19 protein-coding genes are annotated in these 15884 nt (G+C 45.4%); 11 read left to right on the forward strand and 8 right to left on the reverse strand.

Translation table 11 applies throughout. The features are described 5' to 3' along the window. The first annotated feature begins 83 nt into the window (after nt 1-83). The gene (locus LOSG293_RS02005; RefSeq protein ID WP_034526402.1) at nt 84-698 is read left to right on the forward strand and encodes a hypothetical protein; all 615 of its coding nucleotides are present in this window, start codon (nt 84-86) and stop codon (nt 696-698) included. 37 nt (nt 699-735) lie between these two features. On the opposite strand, the gene LOSG293_RS02010 is transcribed toward LOSG293_RS02005, so the two are convergent. After that, nucleotides 736-1458: a gamma-glutamyl-gamma-aminobutyrate hydrolase family protein gene (locus LOSG293_RS02010; protein ID WP_034526405.1), complete on the reverse strand. Its 723-nt coding sequence runs from the start codon at nt 1456-1458 to the stop codon at nt 736-738. Nucleotides 1459-1585: 127 nt separating this feature from the next. Here LOSG293_RS02010 and LOSG293_RS02015 point away from each other — a divergent pair, with 127 nt between their 5' ends. The 7 genes from LOSG293_RS02015 (at nt 1586) to LOSG293_RS02040 (ending at nt 6713) form a co-directional block, all read left to right on the forward strand. Further along, entirely contained in the window at nt 1586-1840 is a 255-nt protein-coding gene (locus LOSG293_RS02015; RefSeq protein ID WP_034526406.1) for a hypothetical protein, read from the forward strand. An 82-nt stretch (nt 1841-1922) separates the two neighbouring features. Beyond that, nucleotides 1923-2864 (forward strand): nucleoside hydrolase, encoded by a 942-nt coding sequence (locus LOSG293_RS02020; RefSeq protein WP_034526409.1) that lies wholly within the window; start codon nt 1923-1925, stop codon nt 2862-2864. Nucleotides 2865-2889: 25 nt separating this feature from the next. After that, the gene (locus tag LOSG293_RS10090; protein ID WP_235786782.1) at nt 2890-3126 is read left to right on the forward strand and encodes a hypothetical protein; all 237 of its coding nucleotides are present in this window, start codon (nt 2890-2892) and stop codon (nt 3124-3126) included. Next, complete coding sequence (locus LOSG293_RS10095; protein ID WP_439950827.1) at nt 3095-3520, forward strand: hypothetical protein; 426 nt, start codon at nt 3095-3097, stop codon at nt 3518-3520. The genes LOSG293_RS10090 and LOSG293_RS10095 overlap by 32 nt, the downstream gene beginning before the upstream one ends. 131 nt (nt 3521-3651) lie before the next feature. After that, nucleotides 3652-5169, forward strand: a complete 1518-nt coding sequence (glpK, locus tag LOSG293_RS02030; RefSeq protein ID WP_034526410.1) for a glycerol kinase GlpK — start codon at nt 3652-3654, stop codon at nt 5167-5169. A 129-nt stretch (nt 5170-5298) separates the two neighbouring features. Next, entirely contained in the window at nt 5299-5946 is a 648-nt protein-coding gene (locus LOSG293_RS02035; protein ID WP_034526412.1) for an ABC transporter ATP-binding protein, read from the forward strand. After that, nucleotides 5943-6713, forward strand: coding sequence for an ABC transporter permease (locus LOSG293_RS02040; RefSeq protein ID WP_034526414.1), 771 nt, complete (start codon nt 5943-5945; stop codon nt 6711-6713). The genes LOSG293_RS02035 and LOSG293_RS02040 overlap by 4 nt, the downstream gene beginning before the upstream one ends. Nucleotides 6714-6963: 250 nt before the next feature. Here the strand turns inward: LOSG293_RS02040 and LOSG293_RS02045 are convergent, their stop codons facing one another. The 3 genes from LOSG293_RS02045 to rlmD form a co-directional block, all read right to left on the reverse strand. Next, entirely contained in the window at nt 6964-7389 is a 426-nt protein-coding gene (locus LOSG293_RS02045) for a hypothetical protein (protein ID WP_051907167.1), read from the reverse strand. 250 nt (nt 7390-7639) lie between these two features. Then, nucleotides 7640-8065 carry a hypothetical protein gene (locus tag LOSG293_RS02050; RefSeq protein ID WP_034526416.1) on the reverse strand — a complete coding sequence of 142 codons (426 nt, stop codon included), beginning with the start codon at nt 8063-8065 and terminating at the stop codon, nt 7640-7642. Nucleotides 8066-8099: 34 nt separating this feature from the next. Further along, a complete protein-coding gene (gene rlmD, locus LOSG293_RS02055; protein ID WP_034526418.1) occupies nt 8100-9524 on the reverse strand; it encodes a 23S rRNA (uracil(1939)-C(5))-methyltransferase RlmD in 1425 nt (474 codons plus the stop codon). Between the two features lie 196 nt (nt 9525-9720). On the opposite strand from rlmD, the gene LOSG293_RS02060 reads away from it, so the two are divergent. Together LOSG293_RS02060 and LOSG293_RS02065 are read left to right on the forward strand one after the other, a co-directional pair. Continuing rightward, the gene (locus LOSG293_RS02060; protein WP_051907168.1) at nt 9721-10026 is read left to right on the forward strand and encodes a hypothetical protein; all 306 of its coding nucleotides are present in this window, start codon (nt 9721-9723) and stop codon (nt 10024-10026) included. Between the two features lie 112 nt (nt 10027-10138). After that, a complete protein-coding gene (locus LOSG293_RS02065) occupies nt 10139-10987 on the forward strand; it encodes an aldo/keto reductase (protein WP_034526420.1) in 849 nt (282 codons plus the stop codon). Between the two features lie 125 nt (nt 10988-11112). Here LOSG293_RS02065 and LOSG293_RS02070 read toward each other — a convergent pair whose 3' ends face one another. The 3 genes from LOSG293_RS02070 to LOSG293_RS02080 form a co-directional block, all read right to left on the reverse strand. Further along, on the reverse strand, nt 11113-11988 hold the full coding sequence (locus LOSG293_RS02070) for a DegV family protein (RefSeq protein ID WP_034526423.1): 876 nt from the start codon (nt 11986-11988) through the stop codon (nt 11113-11115). A 78-nt stretch (nt 11989-12066) separates the two neighbouring features. Continuing rightward, nucleotides 12067-12987 carry an L-lactate dehydrogenase gene (locus tag LOSG293_RS02075; RefSeq protein ID WP_034526472.1) on the reverse strand — a complete coding sequence of 307 codons (921 nt, stop codon included), beginning with the start codon at nt 12985-12987 and terminating at the stop codon, nt 12067-12069. Between the two features lie 35 nt (nt 12988-13022). After that, a complete protein-coding gene (locus LOSG293_RS02080; protein WP_051907169.1) occupies nt 13023-13499 on the reverse strand; it encodes a MerR family transcriptional regulator in 477 nt (158 codons plus the stop codon). A gap of 177 nt (nt 13500-13676) precedes the next feature. On the opposite strand from LOSG293_RS02080, the gene LOSG293_RS02085 reads away from it, so the two are divergent. Beyond that, the gene (locus LOSG293_RS02085) at nt 13677-15611 is read left to right on the forward strand and encodes an ABC transporter ATP-binding protein/permease (RefSeq protein WP_034526425.1); all 1935 of its coding nucleotides are present in this window, start codon (nt 13677-13679) and stop codon (nt 15609-15611) included. A gap of 59 nt (nt 15612-15670) precedes the next feature. Here the strand turns inward: LOSG293_RS02085 and LOSG293_RS02090 are convergent, their stop codons facing one another. Continuing rightward, on the reverse strand, nt 15671-15862 hold the full coding sequence (locus LOSG293_RS02090; RefSeq protein WP_152551071.1) for a hypothetical protein: 192 nt from the start codon (nt 15860-15862) through the stop codon (nt 15671-15673). Nucleotides 15863-15884 lie beyond the last annotated feature (22 nt).

A 15884-nucleotide genomic window follows, 5' to 3' on the forward strand; every position in this document is an offset into this window, starting at 1 on the left:
TTCTTAGAAAGGATGAAAAGCAACTACTTCCTGTACCAATTTAGAAATGGTAAGATGAAGTTAAAATTAAACGGAGGTCCGCCATGACAGCTCAATATTCTGCAACCGTCGCAGTCCAAAATATGCTTCAAAATCGTGAATGGTTCGGAAAATATGAACTCAGCGACCGATACGATCGATTAACTGAAGAAGAGCAGGAATACGCCTACGTGATTAGCGTTTCAGTGGTCCAGCTCGTTTACTTCATTCAAGTGAAACGATTAGGTGAGTGGGAGGCCGATGATCTAGAAGAGATCATGACCTACAATCTTCCCGTTCAAATTGCAGCACAGCCTGACTTCTTCGAAGCAGTTGAGCCGGTCTTAAAGGGCTACCTTTCATTTTTAGGAAGTGAAAAACTGATTCGTAACACCGACGGCCTGATTGCTCGAGTGCACGAGGTAGCGCCGACAATGGTGTCGTACGCGGCAAATGACAATATGTGGAGTGCTAACAAGATTTTGGGGATGCAAATGATCTACGGAGATGTGTCTTTGAAGGAAGCTTCGGATTTGGCTGAATACGAGCAGACCACCAATTTTGGTGTACCCATCATTAAAGCGACCCGACCGCGACCGAAGCATCATTTCACGGGGAACGTGGTGGAGCTGAATGATGCGCTGAGGGAAAAATATCGGAAATCTAATTCGGACAAATAAAAGAGTCGAGCAATTTTGCTCGACTCTTTTATTGTAGTTATACACTTTTACTTCTATTAACGAGGTCCTCAAATATCGCAAATGACGCCTCATCCGTTTCAAACATATTTTCTGGATGCCATTGAACCGCTAAAATTTGGTCGTCGCCACGTGACTCTAGGCCTTCTACAACACCATCTGGAGCTGTAGCCGTGACCTTCAAACTAGGGGCCACCGTTTGAATCAATTGGTGGTGTCGTGAGTTGACGAAGCCGGTTGAGCCCATGATATCAGCAAGCACGCTATCAGGTTCGATTTCGACGTGGTGGGTTGGTAGATCTCCGGGTGCAAGTTGGGCGTGTTGGAGGGTTTCGCCTTCCCGTTCCGATAAATCTTGGTAAAGCGTCCCGCCTAACGCAGCGTTAATGACGTGGAAGCCACGACAAATGCCTAACATTGGTACATCAGCGGCCTCTGCTTGTCGGAATAATTCGAATTCAAATTCATCCCGTTTACTGTAGGTCAGGCCCAGGTTTTGGTGCGGTTCGGCTCCGTAAAAAGTGGGGTCAACGTCCGGGCCACCCAGAAAGGCGATGCCATCAAAGGTACCAAGATAATCAGCAACTAATTCAGGCGCAACACTTGGGAGAATCACCGGAATCCCGCCAGCTTGAACAACAGCTTCCACGGCTGGTAAGGGCGCGAAGGGTGCCATTTTCATATTAATCACCGATGTGGCGTCGTGATAAGTGTCTGCAGGTAGTGCAATTCTGGGTTTCATGTTGAGGTCCTCCTAATCATTCTTTAATCTGTAGTATACTGCTTTTTTGAATTGCGTCCAGCCATTCACAATTTAGTCGAAGAGGACTAAAGTAGAGGTGTAACTTCAAAATATCGAGGTAATCATAATGACGGAAAAACAATTGATTCAAGAAATTTTGAACACCGAAGCAGTGCTCTACGAATTTGAAAAAAGTGATGAGTCCAGTAGTAGTTACACGCTGTTGATTAAACGTCAGAACAATGATAAGCGACCACTTGAAGTCGTTAACGACGAAATCAAACACTACTTTGATGATGCAAGTTTTGGTTATCAAGAAGAGCTGAATCCAACTGGTACACCAAAGCCAGAGGACATTCGCGTGACCATTAAAAAGAACTAGAAAACCTTTTAAAAATGCGTTGCACTATGCCGGGCTTCTCGGTACACTTAAATTAGTTCCAAAACAATAGGAGGTCCTGATAGTGGTTCAAAACGTATACTTTAGTCATGATGGTGCCGTTGACGATTTGGTGTCACTCTTTCTCTTGCTTCAAATGGATAACGTTAAGTTGATTGGTGTGGGTGCGATTGGCGCCGATTCATACACCGAACCAGCTGTTTCAGCGAGTCAAAAGATTATTGATCGTTTCGGTCATGGTGCCAAGCTCGAAGTGGCACAATCTGACGCACGAGGGGTGCACACATTCCCAACTGAGTGGCGGATGGATTCTTTCCGGGTGGATGCCTTCCCAGTTTTAAACGAATTTGGCGCACCTAAGACGCCAGTTGCCAAGGAACCAGCTTGGAAAGATATGCTGGATAAGGTCATGGCAAGTGACGAAAAGGTCACGATTTTGATGACGGGACCACTAACTGATTTGGCAACTGCGCTTAAGGCTGAACCAAAGATTGCTGATAAGATTGAAAAACTGGTTTGGATGGGTGGCACGTTCGATAACCGTGGTAACGTTGCCGAACCAGAGCAAGACGGAACCATGGAATGGAACGCTTTCTGGGATCCTGCTGCTGTGAAGACAGTTTGGGATAGCCCAATTGCCATCAACATGGTTGGCCTTGAAAGTACCCGTCAAGTACCATTGACGGTTGATGTTCGAAACCGTTGGGCTAAGCAACGTAAGTACGCCGGCCTCGATTTAATCGGAAACGGCTACGCACTTGTGCCACCTTTGGCTCATTTTGAAACTAACTCAACCTACTATCTTTGGGATGTTTTGACGACCGTTCAAAGCCAATACCCAGAAATCGTGAAGACGAAGACTGTTAACAGTGACGTCATCGCTGATGGTCCTGCTCAAGGCCGGACCTATGAAAAAGCCGATGGTCGCCCAGTTGAAATGGTTTACGAAGTTGATCACGACGCCTTCTTCGATAAGATTGATGAATTAGCACGAAAGGCTGACTAATTTGAACCTGAACCAACTATATGAAATGATGGAAGCCAATATGGGGGAACAGCCCTGGTTACGACCAGGCACCCCATGGGCTGAAAATGCGTGGGAGATTATTTGGGGTGCGATTCTTGTCCAGAACACTAACTGGCGCAATGTTGAACCAGCCCTTACGAATCTCAAAACCGCGACAAACGGCACGTTTGCGCCCGCTCAACTACGCGAAATTGAACCCACTGGGCCTGATGTCTCTCATCAGGCCCAGTGGGTTCTTTAAGCGAAAATCACAAACTTTGTTAGGGGTTTCAAACTGGCTCAAAACTCGCAATGACGACCTAGACCAATTCAAACGGTTGCGCAAAGCTGACCTACGCAAAGAACTTCTTACCATCAAAGGAATTGGCAATGAAACGGCGGATTACATTTTAATGTATGTACTCGATAAACCAACGTTCATGGTGGATACTTACGCCCGGCGCCTGTTCAGCATGCTAGGGACTGAGATACCCGCTAAGTATGATGAGTTTCAACGCTTAGTAGAAACCAATGTGACGTTGGACCTAGACGGATTTCGAGAATTCCATGCGCTGATTGTTGAGTTTGGTAAGCTAGTCAAGCGTCCAGTAGACTTTGAACAGAGTTTTCTAGCCGGACAAAAATTAAATTTATAACTATACCAATTTTCAAAAAAGAGAACTTTTTTCATCAAAAAGCTCTCTTTTTTTGTGAAAACATGCTATTATTAGGCTAATTACTTTGTGAAACCGTTTCCCGGTAGGATTCGGTAGTGGAGGATACCAATATGGCACTGAAGGAACCAGAGACTTACATCTTATCAATTGACCAAGGCACGACGACAACGCGGGCGATGATTTTTGACCACAATGGTCGAAAGGTAATCGAGGCCAGCAAGCCTTTACCGCAGTATTATCCGCAGCCCGGTTGGGTTGAACAAGACGCCAATGAAATCTGGAATTCAGTTCTATCCGTGATTGCGAGTGCGATGATCGACGGGAGCGTTCATCCAGAATACATCAAGGGCATTGGTATTTCTAACCAGCGTGAAACGACTGTGGTTTGGGATCGAGAAACTGGCAATCCCATTTATCATGCCATCGGTTGGCAATCGAAGCAAACGGCACCTATTGCTAAAAAGTTAATTGAGGATGGGCACAAGGACTTGATTCACAGTCATACCGGTCTTGTGATTGATTCCTACTTTTCAGCAACGAAGATTCGTTGGATCTTGGACCATGTTGAAGGGGCACAAGAACGCGCAGAAAAGGGTGAACTGGCCTTTGGAACAATCGATAGCTGGCTCATTTGGCGTCTGTCTGGCGGTAAATTACACGTCACTGACTACACTAATGCGAGTCGGACGATGCTGTTTAACATCACGGACTTGCAGTGGGATGCTGAAATTCTCAAGTTACTGAACATTCCGGAATCGATGCTACCCGAAGTGCATTCAAGTTCGGAAGTTTATGGGACAACCGAAAACTACGAATTTTACGGTGAGCAGGTGCCGATTGCTGGCGCTGCGGGTGACCAACAGGCAGCGCTAATCGGCCAGATGGCGTTTAAACCCGGGATGATTAAGAATACGTATGGAGATGGCGCCTTCATCGTGATGAACACCGGTGAGGAGCCTCAATTCTCTAAGAATAATTTGCTGACGACAATTGCCTACGATATTAATGGCAAACTAAAATACGCGCTGGAAGGCTCCATTTTCGTGGCTGGTTCAGCAATTTCTTGGTTAGCGGACGAGTTACGAATCATCGACAACGTCCCTCAATCACGGCAAGCTGCAATGAAATCTGAAAATGACGATGAAGTGTATGTTGTTCCCGCCTTTAACGGACTGGGCGCGCCATACTGGGACCAAGATGCACAAGGTGCAGTCTTTGGATTAACGCGTGGTTCCAATCGTGAGGACTTCGTGAAAGCTACCTTACAGTCCGTGGCCTACCAAACGCGTGACATCATTGAAACGATGGAAAAAGATACTGGAATGAAGATTCCGGAAATTTTGGCCGATGGTGGGGCTTCTCGGAATCGTTATTTGATGCAGTTCCAGGCAGATATTTTGAACATTAATATCAAACGGGCCGCTGATGAAGACACTTCTGCATTGGGCGCCGCCTTTCTAGCTGGTTTGGCCATTGGCTTCTGGGATAGCCTCGACGAAATTGTGGAAATTTACGAAGAAGGCCGTTTGTTTGAGCCCCAAATGGAAGCACCCCGCAGAAAGCGACTTTACCGCGGTTGGCAAAATGCCGTGGCGGCAACACGGATGTTTAAGGTGGGACCGGAATAGAGAAGAGAAAGCTGTTCCAATGAACTCATTTAGGTTAACTGAGTAAGCAACGATATTTAAAAGTATCGTTGCTTTTTCTTATGAACAGTTTCGGTTACACTAAGGGTAATTTATGGGGGAGGTTAGATTATGACACTTTTGGAACTGAGTGGTGTTGGCTTCGCGGCCAATGATCACGCTATTTTGCAGGATGTTAATCTAACGGTTGAGGCGGACGATTATTTGACCATTACTGGGCCTTCTGGTGGTGGTAAAAGTACGCTACTGAAGCTGATTGCGACAATGATTTCACCAACTGCAGGGACGATTCGATACGAAGGAAAGGACCTTGAAACCTACGATCCGATAATGTATCGACGCGAGGTTTCCTACTGTTTTCAGCAACCAACCTTGTTTGGGACGGACGTGCTGGAGAATCTGAGTTTCCCAGCGTTAATCCGAGGTAAAGAATTCGACCGCAATCGGGCAATGGAACTAATGGACTACGTGAAACTACAACCAGATATGCTGAATCATCCGGTGAATGAGCTATCTGGTGGGGAACGACAACGAGTTGCGTTGATTCGGAACCTGATGTATTTACCTAAATTATTATTGCTAGATGAAATTTCAACCGGCTTAGATTCAGAAAATAAGGCTATTGTTTGGTCACTGATTGACCGCTTGAAGGCTGATAGTGGGGTGACCTTGATTTCGGTCACGCACGATGAACGCGAAATTGCTGATGCAAAGAATCTGGCTCGGGTCGAAAATGGTCATTTGGAGGTGGTACGATGAACTTAGCAGTCACGAATCTATCATTGACGCTGGTTATGGGCCTAGTATTGATTGCCCTTTGGATTGGCTGGCACGAACAATTGGGGGTCGACAAAGACATTATTATCGGCGTGATTCGCGCGGTCATCCAATTAACCGTCGTCGGCTACGTGTTGAAGTATGTGTTCCGTATCGACAATTTGCTTTTAACGCTAGTTTTGATGCTCATTATTGTGTTCAACGCAGCGGACAATGCTCGTAAACGAAGCAAGGGCTTCGAAGGCGCATTCTGGATTTCGTTTATCGCAATTCTGACGAGTACTTTTGTGGTCTTGAGCGTTCTAGTATTGAGTGGTTCGATTAAAATGACGCCATCACAGATTGTACCAATTTCCGGGATGGTCGCTAGTAATTCGATGGTGGCTATTGGGCTTTGTTATCGCAATATGTACGCCATGTTCCGTGATCAACGCCAACAAGTGTTAGAGCGTTTAGCGTTGGGTGCCGACATTAAGAACGCCTCGCGTGGTATTTTGCGGGAAACGATTCGAACGGGGATGTCGCCAACGATTGATTCATCTAAGACGGTGGGATTGGTCAGCTTGCCGGGGATGATGAGTGGACTGATTATCGCCGGGGTTGACCCGGTGAAGGCCATCAAGTACCAGATTATGGTCACGTTCATGTTGCTGGCAACCACTTCACTGGCTTCATTTATTGCCTGCTACCTGGCTTATAAGAAGTATTACAATAGTCGGATGCAACTAATTGATTTAAATGGAAAGTAAAAAAAAGTTGTGACAGAAGTCGGGTAGTTGCTGAGTACTAACCTAGATTGACGAATAATTCGGTTCTGGAATTGTTCGTTGATCGTAGTTAGACGGAGGCACCTGCGACTGGGACTCGCGAACTGCGCGGTAGTCCCATCGACAACGACGTGAAACTAGTGACTTCTGGAGCACGATTAAAATAAATAGTTTGGTTAAATAGCAAAGAGGCTGTACCAAAATTTACTTTTGGCACAGCCTCTTATTTTTATTAACTGGTGCGCTTACCATACCAGTTCCGGCAGTTCGTTCTCGCGCCATAATCGCGACGAAGTACCCAACCCCAGCAAAATTGGATCAATCCAATAACGCCGAAGATTTGAACGGATGGTACAAAGTCGGCAACAACCCAACTTTTGAAAAGGGTAGCAATAAGTAATAGTAATCCCAGGAGAAGACTCATAGATGGCGTGTAGACGTGGTTACGATGTCCAGCCCACCATCCTAAAAAGTTCCCTAGGCCTAAAATAACGATTAATAGGAGCCCTGGCACCAAAAAACTGGTGAAGGGACCGTTGACGAGATCAGTCGTCGATGGTCCTACAATACTACCGCTTGAATCGATCATTAGGCTGATGCCACTCACCGTTGCACAAATTCCGATTAGGAAGTGCAAAATGGTAGAGAGTTTATGCATCCCATCAACCTCTTTCTGATGATGTGTTAGCGAGACACTCATCATTTTTTAATATTAAACAAAACTTTGTTCAAAAATTTCAATAGCCATTATTATAGGACATTCGGTGGGAAAAAGCTAGCTTATTGCCTAGTGATATACAAATAGTGTATGCCGGTTGGTGAGAAGTCTCTCATTAATCGGAAGGGGATAGCCAGATTTATCGGCAGAAAAAAAGCACTACGACACATTGTGTCATAGCACTTTGATATTATTTCAGATAACGACTTCGACTCAAGATATCCTTTGAATGAGCGTCCGCCGGCTTGAAACCGCGGTTAGCCAAATGGCGGAAGTACATCAAGTTGTAAAGGAAGCCCCACACAACGCACATAATCGTATTGGTAAATTCAAACGTTTGAGCAATGTCGATGTGGTAGAACGAGGCGATTCCCATCGAGATACCGACGCTTAAGCCCAGCATACACAATAAGTTATACCAGTCGGACCGGAACACCGGCACCCACCAGCCAAAAATCAACGCGGTGTACGAAAAGCCAACCTTGGCGATTCGCATGTCACCTGATTCGGGATGAACCATGGTCGCGTAGTTTGGCGGAATCGGGAGGCCACCGGGGCCCATGCCGTTGTTATCGTCATCATTGTTGTCGTTATTATTTCGAAATGGATTTTGCAATTGTTAGCCAGCTTTCTAGAAATAAGGTTAAGGTTTAGCGGCGATGCAAACGAACAACTGCTTCACATCTTGCCGTTTGAGGCATCATGTCGACAGATTGAATATAGTCGACTGCGTAAGCCTCGGTTAACTTCACTAGGTCTTGCGCCATAGTGGACGGGTTACATGAAATGTAAACGAACTTTTCGGGTTTCGTTTGTAAAATGGTTTCGATTAACTCGTCATCCAGTCCGGTACGTGGTGGATCGACAATCAAAGCATCGGGATGCCAGCCGGAAGTAATCCATTGTGGAATCACTTCTTCGGCCTTACCAGCGACGTAATGAGCGTTTTGAACGCCGTTTTGCTTGGCATTTTCGTTTGCATCATCAACGGCTTCGGCAATGGTATCCATACCGCGGACTTCTTTAGCAGAACGCGCAATCGACAAACCAATCGTTCCGACACCTGAATAGGCATCAATGACATTGTCATCAGTCGTCAAATTGAGTCCCTTCAAGGCTTCATCGTACAACGTTTCCGTTTGGAACGGATTCAATTGTAGAAAGGCCCGGGCGGACAAGTTGAACTTCAGCTTGTTGAGATATTCCTCAATGTAAGGGGAACCTGCTAACAGTTTGGTGTCATCACCCCAAATAAGTGAGGTCTTGCCAGGGTTCACGTTTTGCATAATGGAAACGACATCTGGCAATTCGGCTTGAATGCGTTCGATGAGTTCCCGTTTCTTAGGTAATTTTTGTGAGTTAGTAACGAAAGTGATTTGTGCTTGTTGGGTGGCGATAGCCGCACGAACGACCACTGTCTTGATGATGCCGGAACCAGCTTCCTCATCGTAAATCGGAATATCCAGGTCCTGAAGCATTTTTACGACTGCCCGCATAACGGTCATCGTCATTGGATACTGAACGGAACAAGTTTCTAAATCAACGACGTCATGAGTGCCTTCTTTATAGAGGCCAGCTCTAACGATGCCGTCGACCTTACGAATCTGGAAGGCCGCCTTGTTACGATAAGCGTATGGATCCTCCATGCCAATCGTTGGGCGAAGTTCGTAGTCCAGATAGCCACGTGGTTGGTATTTTTCGAGTGATTGCACGACCACGTCGCGTTTGAATTGCAATTGGGAAGGATAGTCGAGGTGCTCTAATTCGAAGCCCCCCACATTGCCGGCGTAAGAATCACGGGGTTCAACGCGGTGAGGGCTCTTAGTTCTGATCTTATGAACTTGGGCTTCTAGGTAGCGGGGATGAATCTTGGTAACTTCAGCCACGACCACTTCATCAGGAAGGGCACCAGGGACGAAAACCGTCTTGTGCTTGTAGTAGCCAATTCCCTCGCCATTGATTCCCAACCGTTTGATGGTCAGTGGGAATCGTTGGCCCTCTTCAACCTCTACTTCGACGTGTGGACGCCGATCACGAGAAGGGCGCCGTTTGTTGTTTGTATTTGTATAAGCCATTGGATCTCCTTAATGTGTATTCGTTCTACAATCTGCGTTTGTTACTTGATAGATTATAACAGAGAACGCAAAAGTTTGAAGGAAATGTGTCATTACCGTTTCTTTACTAGGGTTATTGTTTTCTTAATCGTTTCGTCAAAAAATGACCAAACTTCTTCGCTATCATAAAGATATTCAAATGAAGGAGTGATTGCATATGTTAATCGAAGGCGCATTTAATCAGAATTCAACCATCATTCCGGTCCAACTAATTATGGTAACCCCACAGCGCTTGATGGCTGTGACTGAAACGAACCAAATGATTGAAGTCAATGTTGCAAACAAAGCGTGTGATAAAACGTTCTGGGAGTCATTGCAGGACATTGCACGAAATAAAATCTGGATCCCAATTACTAAAGCGGGTCACTATTTAATCGATACAGACTGGATTGCCGATGATGAAGGACAGCCGACCGATATCGAAGCCATTGATGACCGTCAAACAGGATGGACACTAGCATAACGAAATTAAATAAAAAAATATTCCAAAATTGCGAGTCATAATAGTTTCATAAGGAAAGGAAGGCTAGTAGAATGCATCATGAGGAGAAATTTAGTTTTAAGGAGGGGAATGTATGAGTTTAACGGATACGTATACGCTCAATAACGGCGTCAAGATTCCCGTTATTGGGTTCGGAACATGGCAAACACCATCCGGAGACATTGCTTATGAAGCGGTGTCTGAAGCATTGGCGGCGGGATATCGGCATATTGATACCGCAGATGCTTACGGTAACGAAGAAAGTGTTGGCCGAGCAATTAAGGACTCTGGAATCGATAGATCGGATATATTTGTTACGACAAAACTATGGAACGTTAATCATGGATATGAAAAGACAAAACAGGCGATTAAAGATTCACTGAATCGTCTGGGGTTAGGTTACTTAGATTTATTCTTGATTCACTGGCCAAATCCGCTAGCATTTCGCGATAATTGGCAAGAAGCCAATGCGGGTAGTTGGAAGGCCATGGAGGAAGCATATGAAGCTGGTAAACTTCGGGCAATCGGGGTCTCCAATTTTCGCGAACATCATTTAGATGCTTTGCTTCAGACAGCAAATGTTAATCCAATGGTTAATCAAATTTTCTTGAACCCTTCTGATTTACAGGAGGGCCTGACTGCGTACAACAAAGCGCATGATATTTTAAGTGAAGCATATAGCCCACTAGGTACGGGTAAAATTTTTGGTATTCTTGATCTGCAAACGATTGTGGCGAAGTATAATAAATCCGTCGCACAGTTAGTATTACGCTGGCAGTTGCAGCACGGCTTCTTGCCACTGCCTAAATCTGTGCACGCCGCTTATATTAAGGCAAATACCGAAATTTTTGATTTCGAAATTGATGAAGCTGATATGAAGCAGATTGATGCTCATCATGGTGTTGCTGGTTTAGCAACGGATCCTGATAAAGCCGCATTTTAATAAAATGAACTGAAGCGCCCCTCAGCGGGAAGACGGCTGAAGGGTATTTTATTACTTACATATCGATGCAGGATTATTTTAAAAGCCCCGGTTGACCGATATTGGTCAATCGAGGCTCTTTTATTTCATTGGCGATTTTCTTTTCCCATCGAGAAGACGGCGACACAACCTAGCCCAGTATGGCTAGCGATGGTGGGGCCCAACTTTTCGATAAGGATATTGGCATTTGGCACCTGGCGTCGAATGTGATCAGCAACTTCATTGGCAGCCTTTTCTGCCTGGCTAGCTGTAATTAAGATGCGAGGATTGTCTGGGTTAGCCAGTGTTTTGACTGTGTGATTGGCTAGTTCAATCAAGGAGCGCCGTCGTGACCTGGCCTTGCTGATAACACGCAGGTTACCATGCTGGTCGACATCCATAATTGGTTTGATCTGAAGCAATGAGCCAATTGTAGCGGATGAGCGAGAAACGCGTCCACCGTGGTACAAGAAGTTGAGGTCATTGACCGTGAACCATTGCCGATAACGCAATCGGTGCGTGACCAACCAGTCGGTTAATTCGGCACAACCCATGCCGTTGTCCCGTTTGTCGATGGCATCCAGGAGGATTAGCCCCTCGCCACCACTGGCAGCCAAGGTGTCCACAAGGTAAATCTTGGCTTTGGGATATTCCTTACGCAACAGGTTACGAGCAAGGCGGGCATTGTTAAACGTCCCGCTGAGGCCAGACGAAAAGCCAACGTAAAGAATTGGAATGTTACGCTTAACGTACGGTTCAAAGAACGCCACGAATTGGCCAATATTGACCTGGGCTGTGGATGGCATGGTGCCATTTTTAAGCGTCTGATAGAAGTCATCTAAATCAAATTGTTCACCCAAATCGTCCGGAATGTCTTGACCATTTACGTGGATATGCATCGAAACAAAATCAACGTTATGCTCACGCAGAACGCTAAAGGGTAAATCCACTGCTGAATCCGTCAGTAGCTGAAATGTCGCCATAGCCAACCCTCCCAAAAGTTAGTTGATATCTTAAATTTTATCCTGAAAATCGAGGATAGTCACGCCAGACGCCTTTGATTAGGCGCGTAGCTGGTTCACTTTTTCCAAAATAACTTTGGCAGAATTGGTCAGTTTTTGTTCCTCTTCGGCGGTTAAAGCAATTTGGGTCAGCGCCTCAACGCCGTTTTTACCAATGATAGCGGGTTGACCAATGTACACTTGCAAATCATCACTGTAGGCGGAAACTGGACAGGCTAGCTTTTCATCCGCAAACACCGCGGTTGCTAAACGAACCGCACAGGTGGCGATGGCAAAGTTAGTGTAACCCTTGCCTTGGAGAACCATTATGCCACCGAGCATGGTTGCTTCTTCTAACTTAGCGAGGTCAATGCTATGGGAGCGTTCGAGGGTTCGAAGTGGGACACCATTAACTTGCACCGTTGACCAAGCCACAAATTGGCTGGCACCGTGTTCGCCCATCGCAACACCGGAAACGTTTTTAGCGTTTACGCCAAAGGATTCGCCGACCACTTTTTGCATCCGAGCGGTGTCCAGAAAGGTCCCAGTTCCGAAAATTTTGTGACGTGGGTAGTCGAGTTGTTCTTGGAGGTATTGGGTCATGCAGTCATTGGGATTCATAATCCCAATGATGATGCCATCGAAACCTGACGCCTTGATTTGGGGTGCCATGTCTTTAATAACTTCCTTATTGAAACCAAGCTCACCCATGCGACCATTGGCGGAGCCATCAACGGCAGACGACTTACCCGCAGTAATGATGAGAATATCAGCATCCTTAAGTTCAGCGTAGTCCTGGATTTTGATGACCGTATTGGAATTCAAGCGTCCCATGGCATCCTGTAAATCCAGTTTGTCAGCGACGACCTTCTTTTCATTTTTATCGATTAAAACGAGTTCATCGGTAATTCCCTTAGTAACGAGGGTGTAGGCGATTGTTGCGCCGACGTTTCCCATTCCAATGAGTCCAATTTTCCGCATGATAACAGCCTCACTTTCGGTATTAGTTACCTTCATTATAACGCTGTTAGAGCCGGAATAATTACTTTTCGGTGTAGTAGTAAACAATAGTTATCGATTACCTCTGCGCCGTATTGACGGTCGTTTTCTTTAATTGCGTCCTGTTTGAATTGTTCGAATTTTGCTTGATCGGTCATGATTAGTTCCCCTTTCTGATTAGCGAGGGTGGCGTCCAGTTTAGCCAAATTAGTTGCTAATTCAGCCTGGCGTTGTTGTAAAACAACCCGTTGGTGCTCAAGCGTCTTCAGTAGTTGCTCGTGTGGGAGCGTCAGCAACTTTTCGATTTCGGTCAACGTGAATTCGAGTGAGCGATAAAGCAGAATTAGCTGCAGTCTATCTGCTTCAGCGCTGGTATATTCACGATAACCATTTTTGGCGAGTTGGGGCACCAGCAAACCACGTTCGTGATAGTAACGCAGTGTGCGAGCTGAAACGCCGGTGAGTTTTGCAAATGCTTCGGTTTGGTATGCCATTTTGAATCCCTCCATAAATAGAGAATAAGGGTTGACGTAACGTCAGAGTCAAGAAGAATCATTAGGAATCATTAGGAATCATTTAAGTCTAAGTCAACTTCCTTGGCTTATGTATCAATTTGCTTTAACTTTAACCCTAGCTGCACTGTTTTAAATCAGTAATCGGGGAGGTCGAAAATGAGTTTTCTAGAATTAAAGGATATTCATAAATCATATTACGTTAATAAAGAAGAATTTAAAGTCTTAAAGGGAATTAATTTGTCCTTTGAGCGGGGCGAGTTCGTCTCAATCTTGGGTGAATCTGGTGGTGGTAAAACCACGCTGATGAACATCATCGGTGGTCTGGACGCCCGTTACACAGGTGAAGTTTCCTTAAATGGTAAGTCACTTCATGATAATAATGAAAAGCAATGGGATGCCTACCGTCGTGACACGATTGGGTTCATCTTCCAAAACTTCCACCTTATTAGTCACTTGAGCATTTTGGACAACGTGATGGTGTCCTTGGAAATGACCAAGATGTCGCGTAAGGATCAAATTGCGCGAGCAGAATCATTGCTGGAAAAAGTTGGATTGAAGGAGCACATGCACAAGTACCCTAACCAAATTTCCGGTGGGCAAAAGCAACGGGTTGCCATTGCGCGGGCTCTGGCTTCTGATCCTCAAATCATTATTGCCGATGAACCAACCGGTGCCTTGGATGCTCAAAACACCCAAGAAATTTTAGCTTTGTTGGATGAAATTGCGAAGGATGACAAACTTGTGATTACCGTGACCCACTCCCAAGAAGTGGCCGATCATGGAACTCGGATCGTGCACATGGAAAACGGCCAAATTGATCGTGATGAACGCATCAAAGAAACCTTCCCGGTTACTGATAACCCAACCGCATTACCAACGAAGCGGTTAGGCTTTACGGCGACCGTGAAGATGGCATTGCAACACATGCGCTATAACTTGGGTCGAAACATCTTGATTATTTTCGGGGCATCAATCGGAATCTTCTCCGTATTGCTGATGCTTGGTCTAGGTAACGGGGTGAAGGGTTACATCAACCACGAAATTTATTCGCAGGTAAACCCAACCTCAATCATGGTTGCTAAGAATACGAATAGTCAAAAGCCAGCCGACTCGGAAATGAAGCAGTCCGATGCAGACCGATTTGGCAAGCTTGCAGACGTTGATCACTCGAAGCTTGGCTACTTTGCTCAAGGCACTTCGATTCATTACAACAAGACCAACGCGACGCAACCCATGATGCAAACGAAGAACAGTACCATGCGGTCAAACTTGTTGAAGAAGGGCGAACAACCTAAGCAAGGCGAGATTGCCATTACGAAGTCAACTGCCAAGAAGTTCAATAAACAACATCCTAACCAGATGATTGGTAAGACGATTACGTTGTACGTGCCGGGGATGACTGCTAATGGTCAGCCAAAGACCATGAAGAAGGAGTTAAAAGTTTCCGGAATTGTTTCCGACAACATGGGTCCTACGGTTACGTTCAACACGATGAAGACCTTATATAAGGAAAACAACGTGAAGTTCTACCCTAACTTCGTTACCGTTAAAATTAATGAGGTATCGAATGTTAAGGCTGTTCAAAACAAGATTAAGGATTACAAGATTACCGTTAAGAACAAAGAGAAGCAACAATACATGATTACGGGTGTGGGTTCAATCATTGATGAGCTGAACACTTACATCAACCTTGCTGTTTACGTCTTAGCCGGAATTGCCGGCATTTCACTGTTAGTTTCAGCCATCATGATTATTGTGGTGCTGTACATCAGTGTTACGGAACGGACGAAGGAAATCGGTATCTTACGAGCACTTGGTGTCCGCAAGGGCGATATTCGAAGCTTGTTTATCTCTGAAGCCTTCTTCCTTGGTTTATTCGGAAGCTTGCTTGCCGTTATCTTCGGTTACCTGGTTCAATGGGGAATCAATTCGATTTCGACGAATGCAATCAGTTATAGCTTAGTAGCGATTACTGGTGGGTACGTCACATTCGGAATTGTGATTTCTGTTGTGATTAGTTTGCTTGCTGCGTTGGCACCATCAAGACGGGCCGCAAAACTAGACCCAATTGAAGCATTGTCACACGAATAATAAAAGATAGTTAATTTGAGGAAGTTGTGACAGAAGTCGGGCAGTTGCTGAGTACTAACCTAGATTGGCGAATAATTCGGTTCTGGAATTGTTCGTTGATCGTAGTTAGACGGAGGCACCTGCGACTGGGACTCGCGAACTGCGCGGTAGTCCCATCGATAACGACGTGAAACTAGTGACTTCTGGAGCACGATTAAACTAAATAGTTCGTTTAAATGGAAAGAGGTTGTACCAAAATTTACTTTTGGCACAATCTCTTTTTAGTTTGGAAAA

It is taken from the genome of Secundilactobacillus oryzae JCM 18671, assembly GCF_000740055.1.
In the GTDB taxonomy this organism is placed as follows: Bacteria; Bacillota; Bacilli; order Lactobacillales; family Lactobacillaceae; genus Secundilactobacillus; species Secundilactobacillus oryzae.